Origin of the sequence: Luteimonas dalianensis, assembly GCF_049339425.1 — a bacterium.
In the GTDB taxonomy this organism is placed as follows: Bacteria; Pseudomonadota; Gammaproteobacteria; order Xanthomonadales; family Xanthomonadaceae; genus Luteimonas; species Luteimonas dalianensis.
In genome coordinates, this window is sequence record NZ_JBMPPO010000007.1 from 82,364 (window position 1) to 107,423 (window position 25,060).

Consider the following 25,060-nt stretch of genomic DNA (forward strand, 5'->3'; position numbering starts at 1 on the left):
CGTGAATTGGTTTCGCGTGATCATGGACCTGCAGTACGCAGGCTGGCCCCACGTCCGGGTCGCTCAGGTGCTCGGCGTGCCGCTGGCCACCCTGCGCGGATGGAAGGCCGGCAGCGAGCCCGCCTACGTGAGCGGGGCCCGGCTGATCAAGCATTGGGCGGCGGTGATGGAGCGCGAGGCGGAGGAGGTGCCGATGATTAACCCGTTCGACTGGCGCACCTGATCGCAGCACGCGGCGTACACTGGCCCAAGCTGGAGGGATGCCGCTCGCCGCTGCTGGCGCTGATCGCGCACCCCCGTCCAGGCCTTCCGATCGTGCGACACAGGGGGTTCCGCAGATGAAACTTCGATTCCTGCCGGCCGTCGTGCTGGCTGTCAGCCTGTCGAGCTGCCTGACATGGAGCGGGTTCGAGGAAGGGCTTGCTTCCTTCAAGGGTCGACCCATCTCTGAGGCGTTCGACGTGCTCGGCTATCCGGCCCAGCAGCAACAGTTCGGTGATGACACCGTCTACACCTGGGCGACCAGCCACACCGGCGTTGCCATTGCTCCGACGACCTCGACGACCAGCGGCACCGTAGGCTCGACGCCGTTCAATGCGACGACCACTGGCATGCAGACCACATCGGTGAGCTATGCCTGCACGGTGAAGCTCATCGTCGGCCCGGACAACCTGGTCCGCCGCTATGATTTCGAGGGCAACATGGGCGGCTGCGAGGGTTACATGCAGCGCTTGCATAGGGCGGCAAAGGCGGCCCGATAAAAGTGAGTCATTTTGCGAGTCACAACGCGCGGCGTCTCCGATGAATCGCCGGAAACTCAATTAGTTATGCCAGCTTTGCGGTTGCTGCTGGGCCACCAACGTTCCGGGGAGATCAGGTTGGATTCGAACACGCTGCTTGAAACCATCGAACGCGAAACCGCCGCCGACCCGCGCTGGGCGGTGATCTGGCTGCACGGGCTGGGCGCGGACGGCAACGATTTCGTGCCGCTGGTGCCCGAGCTGGTGCGCGGGGACTGGCCGGCGATCCGGTTCGTGTTCCCGCACGCGCCGGTGCGGCCGGTGACGATCAACAACGGCATGGCCATGCGCGCCTGGTACGACATCCGCGAGCTGGATCTGGCCAACCGTGCCGACGAGCAGGGCGTGGCCGAATCCGTTGCCCAGGTCGAGGCGCTGATCGCGCGTGAAGCCGGCCGCGGGATCCCGGCCTCGCGCATTGTCCTGGCCGGGTTCTCGCAGGGCGGCGCGGTCACGCTGGCGGCCGGGCTGCGGCGGCGCGAGCCGCTGGCCGGGCTGGTCGCGCTGTCCACGTATGTGCCGGCGGCGCAGGGCGCGCAGGCGGCGCTGGTGGAGGGGGCAGCCCGGCAGCCGGTGTTCATGGCCCATGGCAGCCACGATCCGGTGGTGCCGTACGCGGCCGGCAAGCAGAGCGCGCAGCTGCTGCGGCAGCTGGGGTTCGAAGTGGACTGGCACGAGTACCCGATGCAGCACGGGCTCTGCGCCGAGGAGGTCCGCGACCTGGGCGACTGGTTCACGGCGCGGCTGGCGAGCGGCTGAGTCGTGGCCCAGGCCCGAGCGCCCGAGCCGTGGCTGCCCGACCTGTGCCGGCTGCCGCGGCTGGCGGCGATGCTGGGGCTGGCGGAGCTGGTCGTGGTGGTGGTGGCGCTGGTGCCGGACGGCTCGCCGGGCTGGAGCCTGGGCCGGTTCCTGTCGGTGAGCGGATACGCGCTGTGGCTGGGGCTGGCGGTGTCGGTGCTGCTGTGCCTGTCGCGACGCGGGCTGTCGCGGTTCAACCCGCGGCTTGGCTCGCTGCTGGCGGTGGCGCTGGCGGCGGTGGTGGCCGGGCTGGCCGCGGCGATCGTGCACGGGCTGTTCGTGAGCGTGGGCAGCGGGCCGGATGACTGGGCGTGGCCGTCGCTGGGGCGCTTCGTCGGCGGCTCGGCCGGCGTGGTGGCGCTGATCACCGCGCTGGCGCTGCGCTATTTCTACGTCACCGACCGCTGGCAGGCCCAGGTCAGCGCGAGCGCCCGTGCCGAGGCCGAGGCGCTGCAGGCGCGCATCCGTCCGCACTTCCTGTTCAACAGCATGAACATGATCGCCGGCCTGCTGCCGCGCAATCCGGAGCTGGCCGAACGCGCGGTGCTGGATCTGTCGGATCTGTTCCGGGCCGCGCTTGGCGCGGGCGAGGTCGATTCCTCGCTGCGCGGCGAGGTTGAGCTGGCCGAGCGCTACCTGGCGATCGAGCAGTTGCGGATGGGCGAGCGGCTGCAGGTGCAGTGGCGGCACGCCGGGCCGCTGCCGTGGGATCTGCCGATGCCGCGCCTGGTGCTGCAGCCGCTGCTGGAGAACGCGGTGCTGCACGGGATCTCGCGGCTTCCGCGCGGCGGCCGGGTGGAGATCGAGCTGGAGGCCACGCTGTCACGGCTGAAGGTGCGGGTGCGCAATCCGTCGCCGCCTCCGGGAGAGGAGGTGGCGGGCGCCGGCCACGCCCGGCGCAGCATCGGCCACCGGCTGGCTTACGCCTTTGGCCCGAAGGTGCGGATGACGGGGGGCTGGGCCGATGGCTACTATGTGAGCGAGCTGGATCTGCCGCTGGAGGGGGCCGGGGGCACTGGGGAGCAGAAGTGAAGGTGGTGATCGCCGATGACGAGCCGCTGGCGCGCGAGCGCCTGCGCACGCTGCTGGCCGCGCAGGACGGCGTGGAACTGGTGGCCGAGGTGGGCGACGGCCATGCCGCGCTGCACGCGGTGGCCGAGCACGACGCCGACCTGGTGCTGCTGGACATCGCCATGCCCGGCATCGACGGGCTGGAGGCCGCGCGCCACCTGGCCGCGTTCGAGCCGCGCCCGGCGGTGGTGTTCTGCACCGCCTACGATGCCCACGCGCTGTCGGCGTTCGAGGCCGCCGCGGTCGACTACCTGGTCAAGCCGGTGCGGCCCGAGCGCCTGCAGGCGGCGATCGAGCGCGCGCGCACCTTCACCCTGGGCCGCGAGCGCGAGGAGGGGCCGGGCGCCGGCTCCGGCCAGCGCACCCACCTGTGCGCGCGCCTGCGCGGCAGCCTGCGGCTGATCCCGGTCGAGGAGGTTCACTACCTGCAGGCCGAGGAGAAGTACGTGGTCGTCCATCACGCCCGCGGCGAGGATCTGATCGAGGAGTCGCTGAAGTCGCTGGAAGCCGAGTTCGGCGAGCGCTTCCTGCGCATCCACCGCAACTGCCTGGTCTCGCGCCACGCGCTGGTGGAACTGCGCCGCGACCATGACGGCCACGCCCGGGTGGTGCTGCGCCACGTGGACACGCCGCTGGAGGTCAGCCGCCGCTGCGTGGCCCAGGTGCGCGAGGCGATCAGGCGCCTTTGAACGCCGGCCGCGCTTGGCGGCGATAATGGGCGCATGAAGACACTGCGCATCGCCACCCGAAAGAGTCCGCTCGCCCTGTGGCAGAGCGAACACGTCGCCGACCTGCTGCGCCACGCGCACCCCGGACTGGAAGTGGAGCTGGTGCCGCTGTCCACCCGCGGCGACGAGATCCTGGATCGCTCGCTGGCCGCGATCGGCGGCAAGGGGCTGTTCCTGAAGGAGCTGGAGCTGGCCATGCAGCGCGGCGAGGCCGACTGCGCGGTGCACTCGCTCAAGGACGTGCCGATGGAGCTGGAGCCCGGCTTCACGCTGCCGGCGGTGATCGAACGCGCCGACTTCACCGATGCCTTCATCAGCAACCGTCACCGCGACGTGGCCGCGCTGCCCCGGGGCGCCCGCGTGGGCACCTCGTCGCTGCGCCGCCAGGCCCAGCTGCGCGCGCTGCGCCCCGACCTGGTGCTGGGCGACCTGCGCGGCAACGTCAACACCCGGCTGGCGAAGCTGGATGCAGGCGAGCACGATGCCATCGTCCTGGCCTGCGCCGGCCTGCAGCGGCTGGGGCTCGACGCGCGCATCGGCAGCCGCCTGCAGGCGCCCGAATGGCTGCCCGCCCCGGCCCAGGGCGCGATCGCGATCGAATGCCGTGACGACGCCCCGGAGCTGGCCGCCCTGCTGGCCGTGCTCGACCACGCGCCCACCCGCACCTGCGTGGAGGCCGAGCGGGCGATGAATCGCGCGCTGCACGGCAGCTGCCACGTGCCGGTGGCGGCGCTGGCGCAGCTGGCCGGCGACGCGCTGGTGCTGCAGGGGCTGGTGGGCGACGCCGGTACCGGCCGCCTGGTGCGCGCCGAGGCCGACGGCCAGGCGCACGCGCCCGAAGCGCTGGGCGGCGAAGTGGCCGCGATGCTGCTGGCGCGCGGCGCCGGCGAGCTGCTGCCGGGGCCGGCGGCTACCTGAAGGTGTAGACCAGGTTGACCGTGCTCAGGGTGTCGGTGTTCTTGCGCCCGGCGGCCTCGTCCACCTCGGTGTTGTGGCGGAACTGGAGGCCGGCCTTGAGCGCCAGCGCGTCGTTCATCGCCACCGTCAGGCCAAGGTCGTTCTGGGCGAAGGTGTTGTCGCTGCCGGCCTCGACCAGCAGGGTGTTGCTCAGGCGGGTGTTGCCGGTGAGGTTGTGGCCGAAGTCCAGCAGCGAACGCACGATGTAGTTGCTGTTCACCTCCTGGGTCTCGGCTTCGCGCGCGCGGCGGTAGCCCGGGCCGATCTCCAGCAGCAGCAGGGTGTCGTCGTTGTTGAAGAAGTGGTGGCCGTAGCCGAACGAGAACGTGCCCTGGTAGTCGTTGAGCGCGTAGTCGTCGCGCTCGTAGCGCGCGGCGCCGAACCAGTTGTGGGTGGCGTCGACCTTGATCGAGGTACTGCCGCCGATCTGGTAGCGGTTGGCGCTGGTCTGGTAGATCGTCTGCGACACGCCGTCTTCGTCGGTCACGGTGACATCGGCCTTGGCCCGCAGCGCGGAGAAGGTCAGCTGGTGCTTGCTGCGCGCGTCCTCCTGCGCCAGGTGCAGGCGGGTGTTGAGGTTTTCCGAGTTGCGGTTGCCGCGGGTCAGGGCGAAGCCCAGTTCACCGGTCGCGTTCCAGATCGGCTCGCGGTTCTCCTCGAAGGCGGGATCCTGGGCCAGGGCGGGGCCGGCGGATGCGGCGGTGAGGGCGAGCAGCAGGAAACGAACGCGCATGTCGGGGACAGACCTGTGTGATCACGTGCAAGCAGGTCATTATGCCGACTCGCCTGCAGGATCCAAACCGCACCGGCCGCGATCCGCCTTTCAGTAATACAGCGACACCATGTGCCGGGCCTGGGCAAAAAACAGCCAGCGTTCGGCAAACGCCCCGGCCAGCAGCGCCAGGCTGGTGACGGCGATCAGGCCGCCCGGCGCGAGCAGGCCCGACGCGGCCAGGCCCCAGGCCGCCAGCGGCACGGCCGCCAGCAGCACGAGTGCCACGGCCCGCAGGGCGCGGGCGTGACGCCGGGCCAGCACGAACACCATCTCCCGGGTGATGAAGTTCGCCTCGCTATGGGGCCGCTCGAACACCGATGCCTCGCGGCCCGGCAGTCCCAGTGCGCCGGCGCGGCTGGCCGGCAGTTCCTGGCGGTCGATCCGGTGCCAGTACGCCAGCTTGCAGCCGGCCAGCAGCAGGCCGAGTACCGCGAGCGTGAGCAGCGGGCCGGACTCCGCCGCGAACGGCAGCAGCGCGGCCATCAGCCAGAACAGCAGCGCCAGGCCGGTCAGCAGGGCGAACAGCAGGTACACCGGCACCACCAGCGGGTGGCGCCAGGCGGGAATCGGCGGCAGCGAGGCGTAGATCATCGCGGTGCAGGCCACCGTGGCCAGCGACAGTCCCGCCAGCAGCATCCCCAGCACGCCCAGTGCGATGGCCCGGCCGGGGCCGGGATCCACCAGCAGCAACAGGCACAGCAGGGCCAGCGCCGGCAGCGGCACGAGCAGCGCCAGCACGCCTTCGCGCGAGAGCCACGAGGTGCGCCACTGGCCCAGCGCCCTCCACGCCCGCATCGGCCGCCCCAGGTGCGCCAGCGAGCTCAGCAGCCCGGCGGTGGACAGCGCCAGCCCGGCCAGCAGCCCCCACAGGTACAGCGGCTGCAGCATCGGCATCAGGTCGGCGCGCGTGTGCAGCATGAACACCGACAGCCCCAGCCAGGCCAGCAGGCCGTAGCCGGCCCCGGACAGGGTGGTGAAGAAGATCACCGAAAGCGCGGGATGCATCCTGTCCGGTTCCCTTTGCTCAGCGCCGCAGGGCGCGGCCCAGCCAGCGCTGCATGGAGGCGGCGATGCCGCCGCTGCCGCCGTCGGCGGCGGCATCGGGCTGGCCGCCGCCACGCCGTGGCCGCGGCGGCAGGTAGCGGTTGACCGGGGCGTAGCCCAGCTCCGGCATCAGCGCCACCCCGCCGCGCTCGGCCACCAGCTTCGAGACGTCCGAGTCCGGGTCGGCGAGGTCGCCGAAATGGCGGGCGCGGGTCGGGCAGGCCTGCACGCAGGCCGGCACCCGGTCTTCGGGCTCCAGGTTCTCGTTGTAGATCCGATCCACGCACAGGGTGCACTTCTTCATCACCCCGTCCACCTGCGAATACTCGCGCGCGCCGTAGGGGCAGGCCCAGCTGCACAGCTTGCAGCCGATGCACTTGTCCTCGTCCACCAGCACGATGCCGTCTTCGGCGCGCTTGTAGCTGGCGCCGGTCGGGCACACGGTCACGCACGCCGGGGTGTCGCAGTGCAGGCACGAGCGCGGGAAGTGCAGGGTCATCGCCGGCTGCGGGTCGGCAGCGGCGCCGGCTGTTTCTTCGGCCAGCTCGTAGCTGTGCACGCGGTTGAACCAGACGCCCGACGGCTGCTCGCCGTACGGCTGCTCGTCCACCAGCGGCCCGCTGATCCCGCCCGCGTTCCACTCCTTGCAGCTGGTCGCGCAGGCGTGGCAGCCCACGCAGGTGTCCAGGTCGATCACCAGCCCGAGCTTTTTCGCCGGCGGCGGCGGGAGCGCGGTCACGGCAGCCTCCGGTGGCGCAGCCGGCCGCTGCCGAACAGCACCAGGGCGATCGAGAACACCAGCCCGAACGCGGCGCGCCAGCGCGGGGAGGGCGCGTGCGCGGCCCAGGAGCCGCCCGCGCCGGTGATGATCGACGGATCAATCAGCGCCCAGGTGCAGGCAACCGCCCCAAGGCAGCCCGCCGCCACCATCAGCACCCCGATCAGCCGGTAGAGCGTCCTCATGCCGCGCGCTTCAGGGATGGAAGGGAAAGAAGCGCGGGATCAGCAGGACCGCCGAGATCCAGAAGATCACGTTGAGCGGCATGCCGATCTTGACGAAGTCACTGAAGCGGTAGCCGCCGGCGGTGTAGACCATGGTGTTGGTCTGGTAGCTGATCGGGGTGGCGAAGCTGGTGGAGGCGGCGAAGGCCACCGCGATCAGCAGCGGCTTGGCGTCCACGCCCATCGATTCGGCGGTGGCCAGCGCAATCGGCACCACCAGCACCGCCGATGCGTTGCTGCTCATCACCTCGGTCAGCGCCGAGGTCATCAGGTAGATCGCGGCCAGGGTGGCCACCGGGCCGTAGGGTCCGAGCACGTTGAGCAGCAGTTCGGCGACCATGTTGGCGCCGCCGGTCTTCTGCAGCGCCAACCCCAGCGGGATGATCCCGGCCAGCAGCAGGATCACCTGCCAGTCGATGGACTCGTAGGCCTCGTCCGGGGTCATGAGCTGCAGCGCCACCAGCGCCAGGCAGCCTACCAGCGCCGAGGCCACGATCGGCAGCCAGCCCAGCGCCGCCACGGCGATGGCGGCGACCATGATCAGCGCCGACAGGATCGCCCGGCGCGGCTTGACCCGCTTCTGGGCGCGCTCGCCGAGCACGATCATGCCCGGATCGGCGCGCAGGTCATCGAGCGCGTCGGCCGGGGCGTCGAGCATCAGCACGTCGCCCACCGACAGCGGCACCCGGTCAAGCGACGAGCGGATCGCGAGCTGGCGGCGATGGATGCCCTGCACCCGCGCGCGGTAGGTGTGGGCGAAGCGCATGCCGTACAGGGTGCGGCCGATCAGGTGCGAGCCGGGGGCCACCATGGCTTCCACGTGCAGGCGCTCGTCCTTGCGCGATGCATCCTTGTTCTTGTCCTTGTCTTTTTCCCTGCCCTTGTCGCCGTTCTCCCCGCTTTCGCCGGTGCGTGGCGGCGCCCGCTCCGGAGCCTTGGGCACGTGGTCGAACCTGCATTCCATCGCCTTGCGCGCCGCGTCGATCCGCGGCCAGTCGCCGCGTACCAGCAGGCGGTCGCCGGCGGCGATGGTCGCGTCCGCGCCGTGCACCGGGGTGCCGTTGCGCAGCACTTCCATCAGGTCCACGTCCTGGGCGCTGTCAGGCAGCGCCTCGCGCGGCGACTTGCCGACCACCGGCGCCTCGGCCGGCACCACCAGTTCGGCGATGAAGCGGCCCACGTGCTCGGTCTCGCCCGGGTTCGGGGTGCCGCGGTTGGGCAGGGTCCACCAGCCCACGGTGAGCAGGTACACCGCGCAGATGCCGACGAAGATGATGCCCAGCGGCGCGAATTCGAAGATGGTGAAGCCCACTCCGGCCGATTCGCGCGCCATCGAATCAACCAGCAGGTTGGTCGAGGTGCCGATCAGGGTGCACACGCCCGCAGCCTGGGAGATGTAGGACAGCGGGATCAGGAACTTCGACGGCGCCCAGCCGTTGGCCGTGGTCGCCACCAGCACCAGCGGCAGGAACACCGCCACCGTGGCGGTGTTGTTGATGAAGGCGGAGAGGCCGGCCACCAGGCCCAGCATCACCAGCAGGAACAGCCAGCGCCAGCGGATGCGCGAGAGCACTTCGCCGATCGCGTCCAGGGCGCCGTTGGCCTTGAGCGCGCCGCTGAGCACGAACATCGCCGCCACCATCACCGTCGCCTGGTTGCTGAAGCCCGACAGCGCCTCGGGCACGGTGATCACCCCCAGCACCAGCAGTGCGGTCATCACCAGCAGCGCCACCACATCCACGCGCAGCTTCTCGGTGATGAACAGGTACACCGCCAGCAGCATCACGGCGATGGTGATCCACAGTTCGAGCGGCAGGCCCGGCATCAGGCGGCCACTCCGGGCTTGCCGCCGGCGTAGCGCAGCACGCCGGGCGCTTCGGCCCCGGGAAGGGGGGCGAACTGCGGCTGCGCGCCTTCAACGCCGCCGGCCGGGCGCAGCGCCACCCGCAGGTCGAACCAGGCCGCCTGGCCGGTGACGGGATCCGCGTTGGCGTAGTCGCCGCGCGGGGTCAGGTCGGAGATCAGGTGGTTGAGCATAAAGCCTTCCTTGCCTTCCGGCGCGTTGCTGTCCAGGCCCCAGGTGCCGCGGCGCTTGCCGATCGCGTTCCACGTCCACACGGTATCCGGCTGCACGTTGGCGGCGAACTTCGCCGGCACGGTGATGCTGCCATTGTGCGAGGACACCTGCACCATGTCGCCGTCCCCGATGCCGTGGCGCGCGCCCGTCTCCGGGTGCATGTACAGCAGGTTGCGGGCGGCGATCTGGCGCAGCCAGGCGTTCTGCGAACCCCAGGCGTGGTACATGAACATGGGCCGCTGGGTGATCGCGTGAAGCGGGTAGTCCGCCAGCTCGACCTGGGTGCCTTCGAAGGGCTCGTACCAGATCGGCAGCGGATCGAAATAGGTGTCCACCCGCGCCCGGTGTTCCTCCGGCGGCTGGTGCTCGCCGTGGCCTTGCGCAGCCAGGCGGAACGTCTGCAGCGGCTCGGCGTACAGCTGCATCGGGATCGGGTCGGCGGTGCCGATGAAGCCCATGCCGTGCGCCCAGTCCAGGTAGGCGCGGTTGGACATCTTGAAGTAGCGCGCCGATTCGGGGATCTCCGCCCGCCAGAAGCCGCCGTTGTCGATGTAGCGCTGCAGCTGCTCCGGGTTCGGCGCGCCCTTGCCATGGGCGCTGCCGTCCTCGCCGCGCCAGCCGGCCAGCAGGCCCACGCCCGGGGCGCGCTGGTGGCGGACGATGTAGTCGGCGTAGTCGCGGTACTGCGGCGCGCCCTCGGCATCCACCATGCCCGGCAGGCCCAGCCGCGCGCCCAGCTCCAGCAGCACCGACTGGAAGCCGCGCACGTCGCGCGCGCGGCCCTGCGAGTCGGCCTGGGTGGCGGGGTCGAACACCGGCTGGCGGATCGCGTCGGCGGCGCCATCGGCGTCGGAGATCGGCCGGTCGAGCAGGCTGATCGCGTCGAAGCGCTCCAGGTAGGTGGTGTCCGGCAGCACCAGGTCGGCGTAGGCCACCATCTCGCTGGCGTAGGCGTCGGAGTAGATGATCCGCGGGATCCGGTATTCGCCGTCCTCGCCCCTGTCGGTCAGCCACTGCATCGTCCGGGTGGTGTTCATGGCCGAGTTCCAGCTCATGTTGGCCATGAACATCATCAGGGTGTCGATCGGCCGCGGGTCGCCGGCGTGGGCGTTGCGGATCACCGTGTGCATCATCCCGTGCGCGGCCAGCGGGTAGGCCCAGGAAAACGCGTGGTCGATGCGCCGCGGCTTGCCTGCCGCGTCCACCACCAGGTCGGCGGGGGAATGCACGAAGCCCAGCGGCGGCGCGTCCAGGCTGCCGTCCCCGCGCCGCGCCTTGCCGGGGCGGTTGGGCGGCGGCACCGGACGCGGGAACGGCGGCTGGAAGCGGAACGACCCGGGCGTATCCACCGCTCCCAGCAGCAGCTGCAGCAGGTGCAGGGCGCGGCAGGTGTGGAAACCGTTGGAATGGGCGCTGATCCCGCGCATGGCGTGCATGGCCACCGGCCGGCCCACCATCTCCTCGTGGCTGCGGCCCTGGGCGTCGACCCAGGCGGTGGGCAGGCGCACCGGGTTTTCGAACGCGGTCACCGCCAGTTCGCGGGCGATGCGGCGGATGGTCGCGGCGGGGATGCCGCAGCGCCCGGCCACCGCATCGGGCGCGTACTGCGGGTCGAGATAGCGTTCGGCCACCAGCTGGAACGCCGGCACCGCGGTGCGGCCATCGGCCAGGGTGAACTTGCCGACCACCGCAGGCGAGATGCCGGCCGCGCCGGCGGGCGCGACCGCGCCGCCCGCGATCCCGTCCGCATCGCGATCCCAGCACAGCGGCCGGCCCTCCCCGTCGCGGGCGAACAGGCCGTCCTGCGCCCCGCCGGGGTCGCGCACCACCAGCCAGTGCGCATCGGCGTGCTGCACCAGGTAGTCCAGGTCGATGCGATCCATCCGCAGCAGCTCGTGGATGAGCGCGAACGCGAACAGCCCGTCGGTGCCCGGCCGGATGCCGATCCACTCGTCGGCGATCGCGCCGTAGCCGGTGCGCACCGGGTTCACCGCCACGATCTTCGCCCCGCGCTCCTTGAGCCTGCCCAGGCCCAGCTTGATCGGGTTGGAGTCATGATCCTCGGCCACGCCCCACAGCATCAGGTATTTCGTGTGCTCCCAGTCCGGTTCGCCGAACTCCCAGAAGCTGCCGCCCACCGTATACAGCCCGCCGGCGGCCATGTTGACCGAGCAGAACCCGCCGTGGGCGGCGTAGTTGATGGTGCCGAACTGCTGCGCCCACCAGCCGGTCAGCGCCTGGGACTGGTCGCGGCCGGTGAAGAAGGCGAGCCCGTCCGGGTCGCGCTCGCGCAGCGGCGCCAGCCACGAGGTGGCGATGTCCAGCGCCTCGTCCCAGCCGATCTCGCGGAATTCACCGGCCCCGCGCTCGCCCACGCGCAGCAGCGGCCGCGACAGCCGGGCCGGGGAGTTGTGCTGCATGATCCCGGCCGCGCCCTTGGCGCAGATCACGCCCCGGTTGACCGGATGGGCGGCGTTGCCCTGCAGGTAGCGGATGGAGCCGTCGCGCAGCCACACCTTGATGCCGCAGCGGCAGGCGCACATGTAGCACGTGGTGGCCTTGGCCTCGTCCCCCGGGGAGGGTGAGAGATCCAGGGCCGGCTCGTTCGGGGCGGGCGCTGGCATGGGCGCTATTGTGCCCGCGCGACCGGTGCGCGGCGAGTGGCCGGGCCCGACCGGCCCGGCCCGCCACGGCGACGGGCAAATTGCCCATAATCGGCCCATGGACAGATACGAACGCATCCTCGCCCTGCACCGCACCCTGCAGAACGCGCGCTACCCGGTCACGGTGGCGCGGCTGCAGGATGAACTGGGCTGCTCGCGCGCCACCGTCTACCGCGACCTGGCGTTCCTGCGCGACGCGCTGATGGCGCCGGTGGTGGGCGACGGAGAGGCCGGCTTCAGCTACGACCCGGACGAGGCGGAGCGCTTCGAGCTGCCGGGCCTGTGGCTGAGCTCGGACGAGCTGCACGCGCTGGTCGCGGCCCAGCAGTTGCTCTCGCGTAGCGCCGGCGGGGTGCTGTCCAGCGCGCTGGCGCCGCTGCAGCAGCGCATCGACAAGCTGCTCAACGCCCATTCCACCGGCAAGCAGTGGCCGGTGGAGCGGGTGCGGGTGATCCCGCACCACTCCCGGCGCATGGACGAGCAGGCGTTCCGCGCGGTCAGCAGCGCGGTGCTGGAGCGCAAGCAGCTGGCGTTCGAATACCGCGCCCGCTCCACCAACGAGCAGACCCGGCGCACCGTGTCTCCGCAGCGCATCACCCACTACCGGGGCAACTGGTACCTGGACGCCTGGGATCATGACCGCGACGGCCTGCGCAGCTTCTCGGTGGATCGCATCGTCAAGGCCCGGGCGCTGGAGCCCCGCGCCCGCGACGTCGACGAGGAGCAGCTCGACCGGCACCTGGCCGGCAGCTACGGCATCTTCTCCGGCGAACCGCGCGGCTGGGCCACGATCCACTTCAACCAGCGCGCCGCGCGCTGGGTGGCCGACGAGCACTGGCATTCGCAGCAGAAGGGCCGGATGCTGGCCGACGGCGGCTACGAGCTGAAGGTGCCCTACAGCTCCCCGCGCGAGCTGCTGATGGACGTGCTGCACTACGGCGCGGACGCCACCATCATCGAGCCGGCCTCGCTGCGCGAGCAGGCGCGCTCGCTGCTGGCGCTGGCGCTGTCCAACTACGACCGCTGAGGCTTCCGGCACGGGTCGCAGCCGGTGCGACCGGGGCGGGGCATGGTGCGTCCGTCACCATTTTCCGCACCCGGAGCCGGCCATGCGCAACACGTCCCCCGATACCCGCGTTCTTCGCCAGGCCCTGGCGGGCCTCGTCTTCCTGGGCCTGGTGGCCATCGCGTCGCTGCCGGCCGCGCGCGGCGCCGGCCCGGTGGGCTGGATGCCGATGTGGCTGCTGGGCATGCCGCTGGCCGCGCTGGCGGCGCTGGCGCTCGCGGATCTGCGCGAACGGGGCCCGCAGGCCGCTCCCGCAAGCCCGTCCGCTGCCCCGCGCAGGCGCGCCCGTCCGGCCCAGGCCCGGCGCCGCACGGCCGCCCGTCCGGCTTCGCCGCGCCGCCGCGCGGCGGCCTGAGCGGGCCAACTTCAGGCACGTCCCGGCGCGCGGCGGCTGTGCTAGCGTGTCAGGTTTGATACCTGACCGGAGCCGTCCGCATGTCCCCGATTTCACGTTTCTGCCTCGCCGCCGCGATCGCCGTCGGCCTGGCCGGCTGCACGGCCCAGTCCCAGGAAGGAGGAGCCGAGGTGGCAGCCGACCCCCATCAGTGGCTGGAAGAAGTGACCGGCGACAAGGCGCTGGCCTGGGTGCGCGAGCAGAACGCCGCCGCCGAGGCCGAGCTGGCCGCTACCCCGGAGTTCCGGCGGCTCGAGGCCGAACTGCTGGCGATCTACGACTCCGACGAGCGCATCCCCGCCGTCGGCAAGATGGGTGACTACTACTACAACTTCTGGCGCGACCAGGACCACGAGCGCGGGATCTGGCGCCGCACCACGCTGGAGGAGTACCGCAAGGACGACCCGCAGTGGGAGCTGCTGCTGGATCTGGACGCGCTCAACGCCGAAGAGGGCGAGAACTGGGTCTGGCACGGCGCCAACTGCCTGCGCCCGGACTACGACCGCTGCCTGATCGCGCTCTCGCGCGGCGGCGCCGACGCCAACGTCACCCGCGAGTTCGACCTGGCCGGCAAGCAGTGGGTGGAGGACGGCTTCTTCCGCCCGGAGGCCAAGGGCGGGCTGCAGTGGATCGACCGCGACACGGTGTTCGTCTACACCGACTTTGGCGACGGCTCGCTGACCGAATCCGGCTATCCGCGGATCGTCAAGGAATGGAAGCGCGGCACCCCGATGGAATCGGCCGAGGTGGTCTACGAAGGCCGGGCGGACGACATGTACATCAGCGCCGGCCGCGACCACACCCCGGGCTACGAGCGCGAGTTCGTCAGCCGCACCATCGCCTTCTACAACGACGAGCTGTACCTGCGCAATGAAGACGGCACCCTGACCCGGGTCGACGTGCCGAACTCGGCGCAGACGTCGGTGCAGCGCGAATGGCTGGGCATCGAGCTGCGCGAGCCGTGGGAGGTCGGCGGCAGGACCTACGCCGCCGGTTCGCTGCTGGCGGCCAACTTCGACGACTACATGGCCGGCAAGCGCGAGTTCGACGTGCTGTTCGAGCCGACGGAAACCACCTCGCTGGCGGGCGCTTCGTTCACGAAGAACCACCTGGTGCTGAACGTGCTCGACGACGTCAAGAACCGGCTGAGCGTGCTCACCCCCGGCGAGGACGGCTGGGAGCGCAGCGAGTTCCCCGCGGTTCCCGAGTTCGGCACGATCGGCGCGCGCGCGGTGGACAGCGATGAATCCGACGCCGTCTGGCTGACCGTCACCGACTACCTGACCCCGAGCACCCTGATGCTGGCCGACCTGGCCACCGGCCAGGCGCCGGAAGAGCTCAAGTCGATGCCCGGGTTCTTCGACGCCTCCACCCACGTGGCCGAGCAGCACTTCGCCACCTCCGAGGACGGCACCCGCGTGCCGTACTTCCTGGTGCGCCCGAAGGACATGGCGCTCGACGGCTCCAACCCGACCCTGCTCTACGGCTACGGCGGCTTCGAGATCTCGCTCACCCCGGGCTACGCCGCGGGCGTGGGCAAGGCCTGGCTGGAGCGCGGCGGCGTGTACGCGGTGGCCAACATCCGCGGCGGCGGCGAATACGGCCCGCGCTGGCACCAGGCCGCGCTGAAGGAGAACCGCCACCGCGCCTACGAGGACTTCGCCGCGGTGGCCAAGGACATGATCGAGCGCGGCATCACCTCCCCGGAGAAGCTGGGCATCCGCGGCGGCAGCAACGGCGGCCTGCTCACCGGCAACATGCTCACCCAGTACCCGGAGCTGTTCGGCGCGATCGTGATCCAGGTGCCGCTGCTGGACATGCAGCGCTACCACAAGCTGCTGGCCGGCGCCTCGTGGATGGCCGAATACGGCAACCCGGACGTGGCCGATGAGTGGGAATACATCCAGACCTTCTCGCCGTACCACCTGTTCGACCCGGAGAAGAAGGACTACCCGCCCACCATCCTGCTCACCTCCACCCGCGACGACCGCGTGCACCCGGGCCACGCCCGCAAGATGCACGCGCTGATGAGCGAGGCGGGCGCCGACGTGCGCTACTACGAGAACATCGAGGGCGGCCACGGCGGCGCGGCCAACAACCGCCAGGCCGCGCACATGGACGCGCTGTACTACACGTTCCTGTGGCAGCAGCTGGGCAACGAGTGATTCATTGCCATTTGCACGGAAACCCCATCCATGAAGCTTCCCCTGACGATTGCCCTGGCCCTGCTGATGACCACCTCCTGCTCTTCTTCCGCTGACGACGCCGGCAGCTCCGCCGCCGCTGCCACCGCGCCGGTGCCGCCGGTCGCCGACCAGCGCGAGCACCGGGTGTCCTCGCCGCACGGCGCCGTGCGCGAGGACGAGTACTACTGGCTGCGCGACGACACCCGCGAGGATGCGGACATGCTGGCCTACCTCAACGCCGAGAACGCCTACGCCGACGAGGTGATGGCGGCCAGCAAACCGGTGCAGGAAGCGCTGTACGGGGAGATCGTCGGCCGCATCCGCCAGGACGACAGCTCGGTGCCCAGCCGCGAGCGCGGCTTCTGGTACTACTCGCGCTTCGAAACCGGCAAGGACTACCCGGTGTACGCGCGCCGCGCGGACGGCGAGGGCGTGGACGCGCTGTCGATCCAGCAGGCCAACGACGCCGGCGACTTCGCCGCCGAGCAGGTGCTGCTGGACGTCAACGCCATGGCCGAGGGCAAGGACTTCTTCAGCCTCGCCAACTACGAGGTCAGCCAGGACAACCGCATGCTGGCCTGGGCCGAGGACGCGGTGGGCCGGCGCCAGTACGTGATCCGGTTCATGGATCTGGAAACCGGCGAGGTCTTCGAGGACGAGATCCGCGGCGTGTCCGCCGGCCTGGTGTGGGCGGATGACAACCGCACCCTGTTCTACGTGGAGAACGACCCGGACACCCTGCTCACCGTGCGGGTGAAGAAGCACGTGCTCGGCACCCCGGCCTCCGAGGACGTGCTGGTGTACGAGGAGACCGACGACAGCTTCTACATGGGCATTGGCCGCACCCGCGACGACGCCTACATCTGCATCTACGTGGAGAGCACCGTTTCCTCCGAGATGCGCTGCACCCCGGCCGCCAGCCCGGGCGAATTCACCGTGCTGGCTCCGCGCGAGCGCGACGTGGAGTACGACGCCGACCACCACAACGGCCGCTGGGTGATCCGCACCAACTGGGACGCGCCCAACTTCCGGGTGATGACCGCGCCCAGCGACGCCACCTCGCGCGCGCAGTGGCAGGACTGGCTGGCGCACAGCGAGGAGGTGTTCATCGAGGACGTCGACCTGTTCGACGGCTTCACCGCCATCGGCGAGCGTTCGCAAGGCCTGGAGCGGGTGCGGGTGATCCGCGCCGACGGCGGCGAGGAGTACGTGCAGGCCGACGAGCCGGCCTACTCGATGGGCCTGAGCGTGAACTCCGAGGCCGACACCGACTGGCTGCGCTACGGCTACACGTCGCTGACCACCCCGGGCACCACCTACGAGCTCAACGTGGCCACCGGCGAGCGCCGCCAGCTCAAGCAGCAGCCGGTGATCGGCTACGACCCGGAGCAGTACACCACCGAGCGCCTGTGGGCCACGGCCCGCGACGGTACCAAGGTGCCGGTGTCGCTGGTGTACCGCAACGGCTTCGAGCGCGACGGCACCGCGGCGCTGCTGCAGTACGGCTACGGCAGCTACGGCATGTCGATGGATCCGGGCTTCAACCTGCCGGTGGTCAGCCTGCTCGACCGCGGCATGGTCTACGCCATCGCCCACATCCGCGGCGGCCAGGAGATGGGCCGCAAGTGGTACGACGAAGGCAAGCTGTTCAACAAGATCAACACCTTCACCGACTTCATCGACGTCACCGACCACCTGGTGGCGCAGGGCTATGCCGCGCCGGATCGGGTGGCGGCCTACGGCGGCAGCGCCGGCGGCCTGCTGGTGGGCGCGGTGGCCAACATGGCCCCGGACAAGTACCGGGTGATCCTGTCGCAGGTGCCGTTCGTGGACGTGGTGACCACGATGCTCGACCGCAGCATCCCGCTGACCACCAACGAATACGATGAGTGGGGCAATCCGGAAACACCGGAGGCCTACCGCTACATGCTCTCCTACTCGCCCTACGACAACCTGGAGCAGAAGGCCTACCCGGCGATGTTCGTCGGCACCGGGCTGTGGGATTCGCAGGTGCAGTACTGGGAACCGGCCAAGTACGTGGCCCGGCTGCGCGTGCTCAACACCGGCGAGCACCCGGTGGTGTTCCGTACCAACATGGACGCCGGCCACGGCGGCAAGTCCGGCCGCTTCCGCCGCTACGAGGAGCTGTCGGAGATGTACGCGTTCCTGCTTGAGCAGCTCGGCGTGAACTGACTGCCGGCAGGTTCGCGGGCGGGCCGCTCCGCCGGCCCCTCACCTTCGGGATGGCCGGATACCATGGGCCGATGGAACCGTTCGTCCGCTTTCGCTGGGCCTGGTGGCTGCTGGCCTACGCCTGCCTCGGTCTGGGGGCGCTGGGCGTGCTGCTGCCGGGGCTGCCGACGGTGCCGTTCATCCTGGTGGCGGCCTGGGCGGCGGCGCGCGGCTCGCCGCGGCTGCACGCCTGGCTGCTGGCGCATGGCACGTTCGGGCCGATGATCCGCAACTGGCAGGAACACGGCGCCATCACCCGCCGCTCCAAGGTGCTGGCGATCGGCACCATGGTGCTGGCTGCGGTGATCCTGTACTTCTTTGCCCCGCGGCCGTGGATCGGCTGGGGCGCGACCGCGATCATGGCGGTGGTCGCCATCTGGCTGTGGCTGCGGCCCGAGCCCCCTGCCGCGGGCGACGGCGGCCGAACCTGAGCCCGCATCCGTTCCGCAGCGCCGCGGCTGCCGCTACACTGCCGGCATGAAACTCCCCCGCCTGTTCCTGTTTGCGCTGCTGGTGTCCGCCTTCGCGCTTGCCGCCTGCGGCAACAAGGCCGACCTGTTCATGCCGCCGCCGCCCGAGCCCGAGTCCGGGGAAGTGGCCGATCCGTGGGAGGGCGAGGATCCGTTCGCAGACGATGCGGTGGACGGTGAGCCTGTCGCGGATCCGTTCGCCGACGACGCGGTGGACGGCGAGCCCGCCGCGGATCCGTTCGCCGAGCCGCTCGAAGACGAGGCGGTCGAAGACGAACCCGCGCTGCCGCTTCCCGTGCCGACCGGTGACGAATGAGGCGATGAACGCCGCCGCGCCACGGCCAGGGGCGTCCACCTTCCGGTTCACCAAGATGCACGGCGCCGGCAACGACTTCGTGATGCTGGATCTGCGCGACGGCAGCCCGCCGCCTTCGCCGCAGCTGTGTCGCGCGCTGGCCGATCGCCACACGGGCGTGGGCTGCGACCAGATCATCACCATCGAGCCGCCGCGCTCGCCCGGCGCCGTGGCCGCGTACGGGATCTGGAATTCCGATGGCTCCAGCGGCCGCCAGTGCGGCAACGGCGCGCGCTGCGTGGCCGCTTGGCTGCAGCGCGCCGGCGCCGCGCCGGCTTCGTTCATCCTCGACAGTCCCGCCGGCAGCCACGAGGTCGAGCTGCTGGGCGAGGGCAGGGTGCGGGTCGTGATGGGCGAGCCGGATTTCGCGGCCGGCGCGATTCCGCTGGCGGGCTTCGGCGCCGGGGACGATCCCTGCGTGCTCGACCTGGGCGGGATGCCGGTCGAGTTCGGCGCGGTTTCGCTGGGCAATCCGCATGCCGTCATCGAGGTCGACGACGTCGACACCGCGCCGGTGGCCGCGGTCGGCCGCGCGCTGCAGGACAGCCCGGCGTTCCCGGATTCGGTCAACGTCGGCTTCGTCCAGGTGCTGGATCGCGAGCGGGTGCGGCTGCGCGTGTTCGAGCGCGGCGTCGGCGAGACCCTGGCCTGCGGCAGCGGCGCCTGCGCCGCGGCGGCGGTGTTGATGCGCCGCCGCCGGGTGGCGCGGGCGATCGACGTGGCCCTGCCCGGCGGTACCCTGCGCATCGAATGGCCCGGAGAGGGCCAGCCCGTCATCATGGCCGGATCGGCCGCGTTCGTATTCGAAGGGGAGTGGATCCATGAATGAAACCGTCGAGAAGATCGGTGCCCACGAAGTCGCCGCCTGGCTGCGCCGGCACCCGCAGTTCCTGCAGCAGTTCCCGGATCTGGCCCTGAGCCTGGTGGTGCCGCGCGACGACGGCCCGGCGGCCTCGCTGGCCAGCTACCAGCTGGAAGTGCTGCGCGACAAGAACCGCGAGCTGTCGCGGCGGCTGCAGGATCTGTTCGCGATCTCGCAGGAGAACGAGCGCCTGGCCGTGCGCACCCACCAGCTCACCCTGTCGCTGATGCGCCAGTCCAGCGCCGCGGGCACCGTGCGCGCGATGGCGGCGGCGCTTGCCGAGGATTTTGCCGGCGACCTGGTGCGGATCGTGCTGTTCGAGCCGGTGGCCGGGCTGGAGGAGCCGGAATGGCTGCAGGTGATCGCGCGCGAGGATCGCGTGCTGCAGCCGTTCGCCGATTTCCTGAAGGCAGGCGAGCCGCTGTGCGGGCGCCTGCATCCGGACAAGCAGGCGGTGGTCTATGGCGCGCGGGTGGAGGAGGTCAACTCCAGCGCCCTGCTGCCGCTGGAGGGGCTGGGCCTGGTGGCCGTTGGCAGCCACGATCCCAACCGCTTCTATCCCGGCATGGGCACCCTGTTCCTGCGCATGATGGGCGAAGCCTTCGCCACCGCCCTGCGCCGCTTCGATGGCTGACACCCCAGAGGCCGGGAGGGACGACGGGATGAGCGGGCGACTGGCACCCGTGCAGCCCTTCCTGGATCATCTGGAAGTCGAGCGCCGCGCGTCCGCGCACACCCTGGACGCCTACCGCCGCGACCTCACCGCGCTGTGCGAATGGGCAGCGAAGGACGGCGCGGCGCCCGAAACGCTCGACGGCGCCGGCATCCGAGCCTTCATCGCCGCCGAACACCGCCGCGGCCTGTCGCCGTCGAGCCTGCAGCGGCGCCTGTCGGCCTGCCGCGGCTGGTACCGCTGGCTGCTGCGCCACGGCCGCATCCAGGCCGACCCCACCGCCGGCGTGCGCGCCCCCAGGGCCAGCCGCAAGCTGCCGCAGGTGCTCGACCCCGACGAGGCCAAGGCGCTGGTGGAAGTGCCCACCGACGCCCCGCTGGGCCTGCGCGACCGCGCCATGCTGGAGCTGCTGTACTCCTCCGGCCTGCGCGTGGCCGAGCTGTGCGCGCTGCGCTGGCGCGACCTGCAGCTCGACGACGGCCTGGTGACCGTGCTGGGCAAGGGCAGCCGCCAGCGCGTGGTGCCGGTCGGCTCGCACGCCCGCCGGGCGCTGGAGGAATGGCGCGCCGACAGCGGCGGCACCAGTGACTCACCGGTGTTCCCCGGCCGCGGCGGGCGCCCGATCAGCCCGCGCAGCGTGCAGGCGCGCATGCGCCTGCTGGCCCGGCGCCAGGGCCTGTTCAAGCGCGTGCATCCGCACCTGCTGCGGCATTCATTCGCCAGCCACGTGCTCGAATCCTCCGGCGACCTGCGCGGCGTGCAGGAGCTGCTCGGCCACGCCGACATCGCCACCACCCAGATCTACACCCACCTGGACTTCGGCCACCTGTCGCGCATCTACGACGCCGCCCACCCCCGCGCCCGCCGCAAACCGGGGAAAAGCAGGGAGCCGGGGTAGGGGCCGGGGCCCTTGCATCGGCCCGGGTCGACCCCCAGACAGGGAATTCATCCCCCGGAGGCCCGCATGGACCCCAGCCAGAATCCCCACGTATTCCACGCCACCACCATCGTCTCGGTGCGCCGCGGCGACAAGGTCGCCATTGCCGGCGACGGGCAGGTGACCCTGGGCAACACCGTCATGAAGGCCAACGCGCGCAAGGTGCGCCGGCTGGGCAAGGACGGCCAGATACTGGCCGGTTTCGCCGGCGCGGCCGCCGACGCCTTTACCCTGTTCGAGCTGTTCGAATCCAAGCTGGAGAAGCACGGCCAGCTGCTGCGCGCGGCGGTGGAGTTCGCCAAGGACTGGCGCACCGAGCGCCGCTTCGGAAAGCTCGAGGCGCTGCTGGCGGTGGCCGACAGGGAAACCTCGCTGGTGATCAGCGGCACCGGCGACGTGATCGAGCCGGACGACGGCGTGGTCGCGATCGGCTCGGGCGGCCCGTACGCCCTGTCCGCCGCCCGCGCCCTGTCCGCCCATACCGAACTGGATCCCAGGACCATCGCCGTGGAGGCGATCAGGATCGCCGGCGACGTGTGCATCTACACCAACGGCAACGTCGTGGTGGAGGAACTCTGATGACCGACAACACCTCTTCAACCATGACCCCGCGCGAGATCGTGCAGGAGCTGGATCGCCACATCATCGGCCAGAACGCCGCCAAGCGCGCCGTCGCCATCGCCCTGCGCAACCGCTGGCGCCGCTCGCAGCTGGCCGACGAGCTGCGCAACGAGGTCATGCCCAAGAACATCCTCATGATCGGCCCCACCGGCGTGGGCAAGACCGAGATCGCGCGACGCCTGGCCACCCTGGCCAACGCGCCGTTCGTGAAGGTCGAGGCCACGCGCTTCACCGAGGTCGGCTACGTGGGCAAGGACGTGGAGCAGATCATCCGCGACCTGGCCGACACCGCGGTCAAGATGTTCCGCCAGCAGGCCAAGCAGCGCGTGCGCACCCGCGCCGAGGAGATGGCCGAAGACCGCATCCTCGACGCCCTGCTGCCGCGCCGCGAGACCCCGCCGCCGGCGTTCGGCTTCGGCGTGCGCAACGAAAGCGCCACCGTCGACATCGGCGCCGAGCCGTCCAGCCAGGAGTCGGAGACCCGTCGCAAGCTGCGCCAGCGCCTGGCCACCGGCGAGCTGGACGATCGCGAGATCGAGCTGGAGCTGGCCATGGGCGGCAGCGGCATGGACATCATGACCCCGCCGGGCATGGAGGAAATGGGCCAGCAGCTGCGGCAGATGTTCTCCAACCTGGGCGGCGGCAGGACCCAGAAGCGCAAGCTCAGCATCGGTGCCGCGCGCCCGCTGCTGGTCGAGGAGGAGGCCGGCAAGCTGGTCAACGAGGACGAGGTGCGCGAGTTGGCCATCGAGGCCGCCGAGCAGCACGGCATCGTGTTCCTGGACGAGATCGACAAGGTCGCCCGCCGCAGCGAAGGCGGCGTGAGCGGCGCCGACGTCAGCCGCGAAGGCGTGCAGCGCGACCTGCTGCCGCTGGTGGAAGGCTCCACCGTCAGCACCAAGTACGGGCCGGTCAAGACCGACCATATCCTGTTCATCGCCTCGGGCGCCTTCCACATGGCCAAGCCCAGCGACCTGGTGCCCGAACTGCAGGGCCGCTTCCCGATCCGGGTGGAACTGAGCGCGCTGACCAAGGACGACTTCGTGCGCATCCTCACCGAGCCCAGGGCCGCGCTGACCACGCAGTACGTGGAGCTGCTCAAGACCGAGGGCGTGGATCTCGAGTTCACCGACGATGCCATCGACCGGCTCGCCGAGATCGCCGCCCAGGTCAACGAGCGCCAGGAGAACATCGGCGCCCGCCGCCTGCACACGGTGCTCGAGCGCCTGCTCGACTCGCTGAGCTACGATGCGCCCGACAAGACCGGCAAGGTCACCATCGACCGCGCCTACGTCGACCGCCAGCTGGGCGAACTGGCCGAAGACCCGGATCTGAGCCGCTACATCCTCTGACCCGGCGGCCGCCCGTGCGGGGGCGCGCAAGGCTTGCTTCCGCACGGGGGGCGGCGGCGGTTGGCCATCGGGTGGCCGGGTTCGGTAAAGTCGTTCCATCCACCCGACGGGGCCCGCCCGGACATGCTCATCAAGCTCGTGCGCTGGGTTGCGGCCCTCGCGCTTGGCCTCATTGCCTACGGGGCGCTGCGCGCCGGGGACGTGGTTCCCTTCCTCCTGATCCTGGCCGGCGCGCTGGTGGTGCTGCCGCCGGTGGGCGCGCTGCTGGGGCGCTTGGCCGCGCCGGTGGGCAGGCATGGGGTGGCGATCGCGGTCGGGTTCGCGTTCGTCATGGCAGGCCTTGCCGTGACCGGCCTGACGTCCGGAGGCGCGCGGGAATCGGCTGCGCGGACGTCTGCGTCCAACGGCCCCGTTTCCGCGGACGCAGAGGCGCCGGGAAGCGGGCAGACGGCGGATTGATCCCGTCAGCCAGTCGGCGGTGGCCGCGGTCATGATGGTCGTGTATATCTGTCCCCGAACCTTGGAAGGAGAGTGCAATGTCAGGTTGGTTCGAGTTGACCAAGGCCGCCAACGGCCAGTTCCGCTTCGTGCTCAAGGCCGGTAACGCCGAGACGATCCTCACGAGCGAGATGTATACCGCCGAGGCATCGGCCCGCAACGGCATCGAGTCGGTGCAGAAGAACTGCGGCGACGACGCCCGCTACGAGCGCAAGGAAGCCAGCAACGGCAAGCCCTTCTTCAACCTCAAGGCCGCCAACCACCAGGTCATCGGCAGCAGCCAGATGTACTCCTCCGAGGCCGCGCGCGAGAACGGCATCGAGTCGGTGAAGAAGAACGGGGCGTCGACCACCATCAAGGATCTCACCGAGTCCTGATCGGCCGTTCACCGCGCCGCGCTGGCCACGGGCCCGCGGCGCGGTCGGGCGAATGGGGCCGGACGTCAGGCCCGGTCGTGCCGCCCCACCGCCAGCATCCGCTCCAGCGCCCGGCGCGCACCGGCGGCGACGTCGGCGGGCACGGTCACCTCGTGCTTCATGTCGCGCAGGCAGGCGTGGATGTTGGGCAGGGTGATCTTCTTCATGTGTGGGCACAGGTTGCACGGCTTGATGAACTCCACGGCCGGGAACCGGTCGCGCAGGTTGTCGGCCATCGAGCACTCGGTGATCAGCGCCACCCGCTCCGGCTTCTCCTTTTCCAGCCACGCGCCCATTGCGGTTGTGGAGCCGACGAAGTCGGCTTCGTCCTGCACCTCGGGCGGGCACTCGGGATGGGCGACCAGCCTGGCGTCGAAACGCTCGCGCGCGTGCCGCGCCTCGGACACGGTGAAGGTCTCGTGCACTTCGCAGCGCCCGTCCCACAGCACCAGTTCGATGCCGGTCTGCTGGGCCACGTGGTGGCCCAGGTACTGGTCGGGCAGGAAGATCACCTTGTCCGCGCCGGTCTCGGCCGCGATGGCTTCAACCACCCGGGCGGCGTTGGCCGACGTGCAGCAGGCGTCCGATTCGGCCTTCACCTCGGCGCTGGTGTTGACGTAGGTGACCACCGGCGCGCCGGGGTGCAGCTGGCGCAGCCTGCGCACATCGGCGGCGGTGATCGACGAGGCCAGCGAGCAGCCGGCCTCCAGATCGGGGATCAGCACGGTCTTGTCCGGGGCCAGCACCTTGGCGCTCTCGGCCATGAAGTGCACGCCGCACATCACGATCAGGTCGGCCTCGCAGTCTGCCGCCGCGCGCGCCAGCGCCAGCGAGTCGCCGGTGATGTCGGCCACGCCGTGGAAGATCTCCGGCGACTGGTAGCTGTGGGCCATGACCACCGCGCCGCGCTCGCGCTTGAGCGCGCGGATGGCGTCGATCCACGGCAGGTGCAGCGGCACTTCCAGGCACGGCACCAGCGGTTCCAGCTTCGCGCTGAGCTCGGCGTACTCGGTTTCCAGCTCGGGGCGCCAGCGGGGCGTGGTCTGGGCTTGCGAATGCGGCATGGTCGATGCTTTCCGTCGG

Annotated in this window: 26 protein-coding genes; 19 read left to right on the forward strand and 7 right to left on the reverse strand. The window is 70.7% G+C overall.

Annotated elements, in window-relative coordinates; genetic code table 11:
* The first annotated feature begins 1 nt into the window (after nt 1).
* From ACOZ90_RS11250 to hemC, 6 genes are all read left to right on the forward strand, one after another.
* Nucleotides 2–223 carry a hypothetical protein gene (locus ACOZ90_RS11250; protein WP_422893750.1) on the forward strand — a complete coding sequence of 74 codons (222 nt, stop codon included), beginning with the start codon at nt 2–4 and terminating at the stop codon, nt 221–223.
* Between the two features lie 115 nt (nt 224–338).
* Entirely contained in the window at nt 339–761 is a 423-nt protein-coding gene (locus ACOZ90_RS11255) for a hypothetical protein (protein ID WP_422893751.1), read from the forward strand.
* Between the two features lie 132 nt (nt 762–893).
* On the forward strand, nt 894–1,559 hold the full coding sequence (locus ACOZ90_RS11260) for an alpha/beta hydrolase (RefSeq protein ID WP_422893894.1): 666 nt from the start codon (nt 894–896) through the stop codon (nt 1,557–1,559).
* A gap of 3 nt (nt 1,560–1,562) precedes the next feature.
* Nucleotides 1,563–2,630, forward strand: coding sequence for a sensor histidine kinase (locus tag ACOZ90_RS11265; protein ID WP_422893752.1), 1,068 nt, complete (start codon nt 1,563–1,565; stop codon nt 2,628–2,630).
* Nucleotides 2,627–3,358 carry a LytR/AlgR family response regulator transcription factor gene (locus ACOZ90_RS11270; RefSeq protein ID WP_422893753.1) on the forward strand — a complete coding sequence of 244 codons (732 nt, stop codon included), beginning with the start codon at nt 2,627–2,629 and terminating at the stop codon, nt 3,356–3,358. The genes ACOZ90_RS11265 and ACOZ90_RS11270 overlap by 4 nt, the downstream gene beginning before the upstream one ends.
* Nucleotides 3,359–3,391: 33 nt before the next feature.
* On the forward strand, nt 3,392–4,315 hold the full coding sequence (gene hemC / locus ACOZ90_RS11275) for a hydroxymethylbilane synthase (RefSeq protein ID WP_422893754.1): 924 nt from the start codon (nt 3,392–3,394) through the stop codon (nt 4,313–4,315).
* Here hemC and ACOZ90_RS11280 read toward each other — a convergent pair.
* From ACOZ90_RS11280 to ACOZ90_RS11305, 6 genes are all read right to left on the reverse strand, one after another.
* Nucleotides 4,308–5,087, reverse strand: a complete 780-nt coding sequence (locus ACOZ90_RS11280) for a DUF481 domain-containing protein (protein WP_422893755.1) — start codon at nt 5,085–5,087, stop codon at nt 4,308–4,310. The genes hemC and ACOZ90_RS11280 overlap by 8 nt on opposite strands.
* 90 nt (nt 5,088–5,177) lie before the next feature.
* Nucleotides 5,178–6,134, reverse strand: coding sequence for a dimethyl sulfoxide reductase anchor subunit family protein (locus tag ACOZ90_RS11285; protein WP_422893756.1), 957 nt, complete (start codon nt 6,132–6,134; stop codon nt 5,178–5,180).
* Between the two features lie 19 nt (nt 6,135–6,153).
* Nucleotides 6,154–6,912 (reverse strand): 4Fe-4S dicluster domain-containing protein, encoded by a 759-nt coding sequence (locus ACOZ90_RS11290; RefSeq protein ID WP_422893757.1) that lies wholly within the window; start codon nt 6,910–6,912, stop codon nt 6,154–6,156.
* Nucleotides 6,909–7,136, reverse strand: coding sequence for a hypothetical protein (locus tag ACOZ90_RS11295; protein WP_422893758.1), 228 nt, complete (start codon nt 7,134–7,136; stop codon nt 6,909–6,911). Before ACOZ90_RS11295 ends, ACOZ90_RS11290 begins: the two co-directional genes overlap by 4 nt.
* A gap of 10 nt (nt 7,137–7,146) precedes the next feature.
* Nucleotides 7,147–9,000, reverse strand: a complete 1,854-nt coding sequence (locus ACOZ90_RS11300; protein ID WP_422893759.1) for an SLC13 family permease — start codon at nt 8,998–9,000, stop codon at nt 7,147–7,149.
* Nucleotides 9,000–11,876, reverse strand: coding sequence for a molybdopterin oxidoreductase family protein (locus tag ACOZ90_RS11305; RefSeq protein ID WP_422893760.1), 2,877 nt, complete (start codon nt 11,874–11,876; stop codon nt 9,000–9,002). The genes ACOZ90_RS11300 and ACOZ90_RS11305 overlap by 1 nt, the downstream gene beginning before the upstream one ends.
* Before the next feature lie 97 nt (nt 11,877–11,973).
* On the opposite strand from ACOZ90_RS11305, the gene ACOZ90_RS11310 reads away from it, so the two are divergent.
* The 13 genes from ACOZ90_RS11310 to ACOZ90_RS11370 all read left to right on the forward strand — a co-directional run bounded on the left by ACOZ90_RS11310 (nt 11,974) and on the right by ACOZ90_RS11370 (nt 23,938).
* Nucleotides 11,974–12,942 (forward strand): helix-turn-helix transcriptional regulator, encoded by a 969-nt coding sequence (locus ACOZ90_RS11310; RefSeq protein WP_422893761.1) that lies wholly within the window; start codon nt 11,974–11,976, stop codon nt 12,940–12,942.
* An 82-nt stretch (nt 12,943–13,024) separates the two neighbouring features.
* Nucleotides 13,025–13,336 (forward strand): hypothetical protein, encoded by a 312-nt coding sequence (locus ACOZ90_RS11315; RefSeq protein ID WP_422893762.1) that lies wholly within the window; start codon nt 13,025–13,027, stop codon nt 13,334–13,336.
* 80 nt (nt 13,337–13,416) lie between these two features.
* Nucleotides 13,417–15,540, forward strand: coding sequence for a prolyl oligopeptidase family serine peptidase (locus tag ACOZ90_RS11320; protein WP_422893763.1), 2,124 nt, complete (start codon nt 13,417–13,419; stop codon nt 15,538–15,540).
* Between the two features lie 30 nt (nt 15,541–15,570).
* A complete protein-coding gene (locus ACOZ90_RS11325) occupies nt 15,571–17,754 on the forward strand; it encodes a S9 family peptidase (RefSeq protein WP_422893764.1) in 2,184 nt (727 codons plus the stop codon).
* 71 nt (nt 17,755–17,825) lie between these two features.
* Nucleotides 17,826–18,224, forward strand: a complete 399-nt coding sequence (locus ACOZ90_RS11330) for a YbaN family protein (RefSeq protein ID WP_422893765.1) — start codon at nt 17,826–17,828, stop codon at nt 18,222–18,224.
* Between the two features lie 46 nt (nt 18,225–18,270).
* Nucleotides 18,271–18,579, forward strand: coding sequence for an LPS translocon maturation chaperone LptM (gene lptM, locus ACOZ90_RS11335; protein ID WP_422893766.1), 309 nt, complete (start codon nt 18,271–18,273; stop codon nt 18,577–18,579).
* A 4-nt stretch (nt 18,580–18,583) separates the two neighbouring features.
* Complete coding sequence (gene dapF / locus ACOZ90_RS11340) at nt 18,584–19,447, forward strand: diaminopimelate epimerase (protein ID WP_422893767.1); 864 nt, start codon at nt 18,584–18,586, stop codon at nt 19,445–19,447.
* A complete protein-coding gene (locus ACOZ90_RS11345) occupies nt 19,440–20,114 on the forward strand; it encodes a DUF484 family protein (protein WP_422893768.1) in 675 nt (224 codons plus the stop codon). Before dapF ends, ACOZ90_RS11345 begins: the two co-directional genes overlap by 8 nt.
* On the forward strand, nt 20,107–21,051 hold the full coding sequence (gene xerC / locus ACOZ90_RS11350; RefSeq protein WP_422893769.1) for a tyrosine recombinase XerC: 945 nt from the start codon (nt 20,107–20,109) through the stop codon (nt 21,049–21,051). The genes ACOZ90_RS11345 and xerC overlap by 8 nt, the downstream gene beginning before the upstream one ends.
* 66 nt (nt 21,052–21,117) lie before the next feature.
* On the forward strand, nt 21,118–21,669 hold the full coding sequence (gene hslV / locus ACOZ90_RS11355; protein WP_422893770.1) for an ATP-dependent protease subunit HslV: 552 nt from the start codon (nt 21,118–21,120) through the stop codon (nt 21,667–21,669).
* Nucleotides 21,669–23,063 (forward strand): ATP-dependent protease ATPase subunit HslU, encoded by a 1,395-nt coding sequence (gene hslU / locus ACOZ90_RS11360; RefSeq protein ID WP_422893771.1) that lies wholly within the window; start codon nt 21,669–21,671, stop codon nt 23,061–23,063. Before hslV ends, hslU begins: the two co-directional genes overlap by 1 nt.
* Nucleotides 23,064–23,186: 123 nt before the next feature.
* Nucleotides 23,187–23,522, forward strand: coding sequence for a hypothetical protein (locus ACOZ90_RS11365; protein WP_422893772.1), 336 nt, complete (start codon nt 23,187–23,189; stop codon nt 23,520–23,522).
* Between the two features lie 77 nt (nt 23,523–23,599).
* Complete coding sequence (locus ACOZ90_RS11370) at nt 23,600–23,938, forward strand: YegP family protein (protein ID WP_422893773.1); 339 nt, start codon at nt 23,600–23,602, stop codon at nt 23,936–23,938.
* Between the two features lie 65 nt (nt 23,939–24,003).
* On the opposite strand, the gene nadA is transcribed toward ACOZ90_RS11370, so the two are convergent.
* Complete coding sequence (gene nadA / locus ACOZ90_RS11375; RefSeq protein ID WP_422893774.1) at nt 24,004–25,041, reverse strand: quinolinate synthase NadA; 1,038 nt, start codon at nt 25,039–25,041, stop codon at nt 24,004–24,006.
* Nucleotides 25,042–25,060: the final 19 nt, after the last annotated feature.

Excerpts from the sequence above, each read along its gene's own strand:
- ACOZ90_RS11305 (WP_422893760.1), bottom strand. The coding sequence starts at position 11,876 with ATGCCAGCGCCCGCCCCGAACGAGCCGGCCCTGGATCTCTCACCCTCC.
- ACOZ90_RS11280 (WP_422893755.1), bottom strand. The coding sequence starts at position 5,087 with ATGCGCGTTCGTTTCCTGCTGCTCGCCCTCACCGCCGCATCCGCCGGC.
- ACOZ90_RS11315 (WP_422893762.1), top strand. The coding sequence starts at position 13,025 with ATGCGCAACACGTCCCCCGATACCCGCGTTCTTCGCCAGGCCCTGGCG.
- ACOZ90_RS11365 (WP_422893772.1), top strand. The coding sequence starts at position 23,187 with ATGCTCATCAAGCTCGTGCGCTGGGTTGCGGCCCTCGCGCTTGGCCTC.
- ACOZ90_RS11370 (WP_422893773.1), top strand. The coding sequence starts at position 23,600 with ATGTCAGGTTGGTTCGAGTTGACCAAGGCCGCCAACGGCCAGTTCCGC.
- ACOZ90_RS11330 (WP_422893765.1), top strand. The coding sequence starts at position 17,826 with ATGGAACCGTTCGTCCGCTTTCGCTGGGCCTGGTGGCTGCTGGCCTAC.
- ACOZ90_RS11255 (WP_422893751.1), top strand. The coding sequence starts at position 339 with ATGAAACTTCGATTCCTGCCGGCCGTCGTGCTGGCTGTCAGCCTGTCG.
- ACOZ90_RS11300 (WP_422893759.1), bottom strand. The coding sequence starts at position 9,000 with ATGCCGGGCCTGCCGCTCGAACTGTGGATCACCATCGCCGTGATGCTG.
- xerC (WP_422893769.1), top strand. The coding sequence starts at position 20,107 with ATGGCTGACACCCCAGAGGCCGGGAGGGACGACGGGATGAGCGGGCGA.
- nadA (WP_422893774.1), bottom strand. The coding sequence starts at position 25,041 with ATGCCGCATTCGCAAGCCCAGACCACGCCCCGCTGGCGCCCCGAGCTG.
- hslV (WP_422893770.1), top strand. The coding sequence starts at position 21,118 with ATGGACCCCAGCCAGAATCCCCACGTATTCCACGCCACCACCATCGTC.
- dapF (WP_422893767.1), top strand. The coding sequence starts at position 18,584 with ATGAACGCCGCCGCGCCACGGCCAGGGGCGTCCACCTTCCGGTTCACC.
- ACOZ90_RS11295 (WP_422893758.1), bottom strand. The coding sequence starts at position 7,136 with ATGAGGACGCTCTACCGGCTGATCGGGGTGCTGATGGTGGCGGCGGGC.
- hemC (WP_422893754.1), top strand. The coding sequence starts at position 3,392 with ATGAAGACACTGCGCATCGCCACCCGAAAGAGTCCGCTCGCCCTGTGG.
- ACOZ90_RS11310 (WP_422893761.1), top strand. The coding sequence starts at position 11,974 with ATGGACAGATACGAACGCATCCTCGCCCTGCACCGCACCCTGCAGAAC.
- ACOZ90_RS11325 (WP_422893764.1), top strand. The coding sequence starts at position 15,571 with ATGAAGCTTCCCCTGACGATTGCCCTGGCCCTGCTGATGACCACCTCC.
- lptM (WP_422893766.1), top strand. The coding sequence starts at position 18,271 with ATGAAACTCCCCCGCCTGTTCCTGTTTGCGCTGCTGGTGTCCGCCTTC.
- hslU (WP_422893771.1), top strand. The coding sequence starts at position 21,669 with ATGACCGACAACACCTCTTCAACCATGACCCCGCGCGAGATCGTGCAG.
- ACOZ90_RS11320 (WP_422893763.1), top strand. The coding sequence starts at position 13,417 with ATGTCCCCGATTTCACGTTTCTGCCTCGCCGCCGCGATCGCCGTCGGC.
- ACOZ90_RS11345 (WP_422893768.1), top strand. The coding sequence starts at position 19,440 with ATGAATGAAACCGTCGAGAAGATCGGTGCCCACGAAGTCGCCGCCTGG.
- ACOZ90_RS11285 (WP_422893756.1), bottom strand. The coding sequence starts at position 6,134 with ATGCATCCCGCGCTTTCGGTGATCTTCTTCACCACCCTGTCCGGGGCC.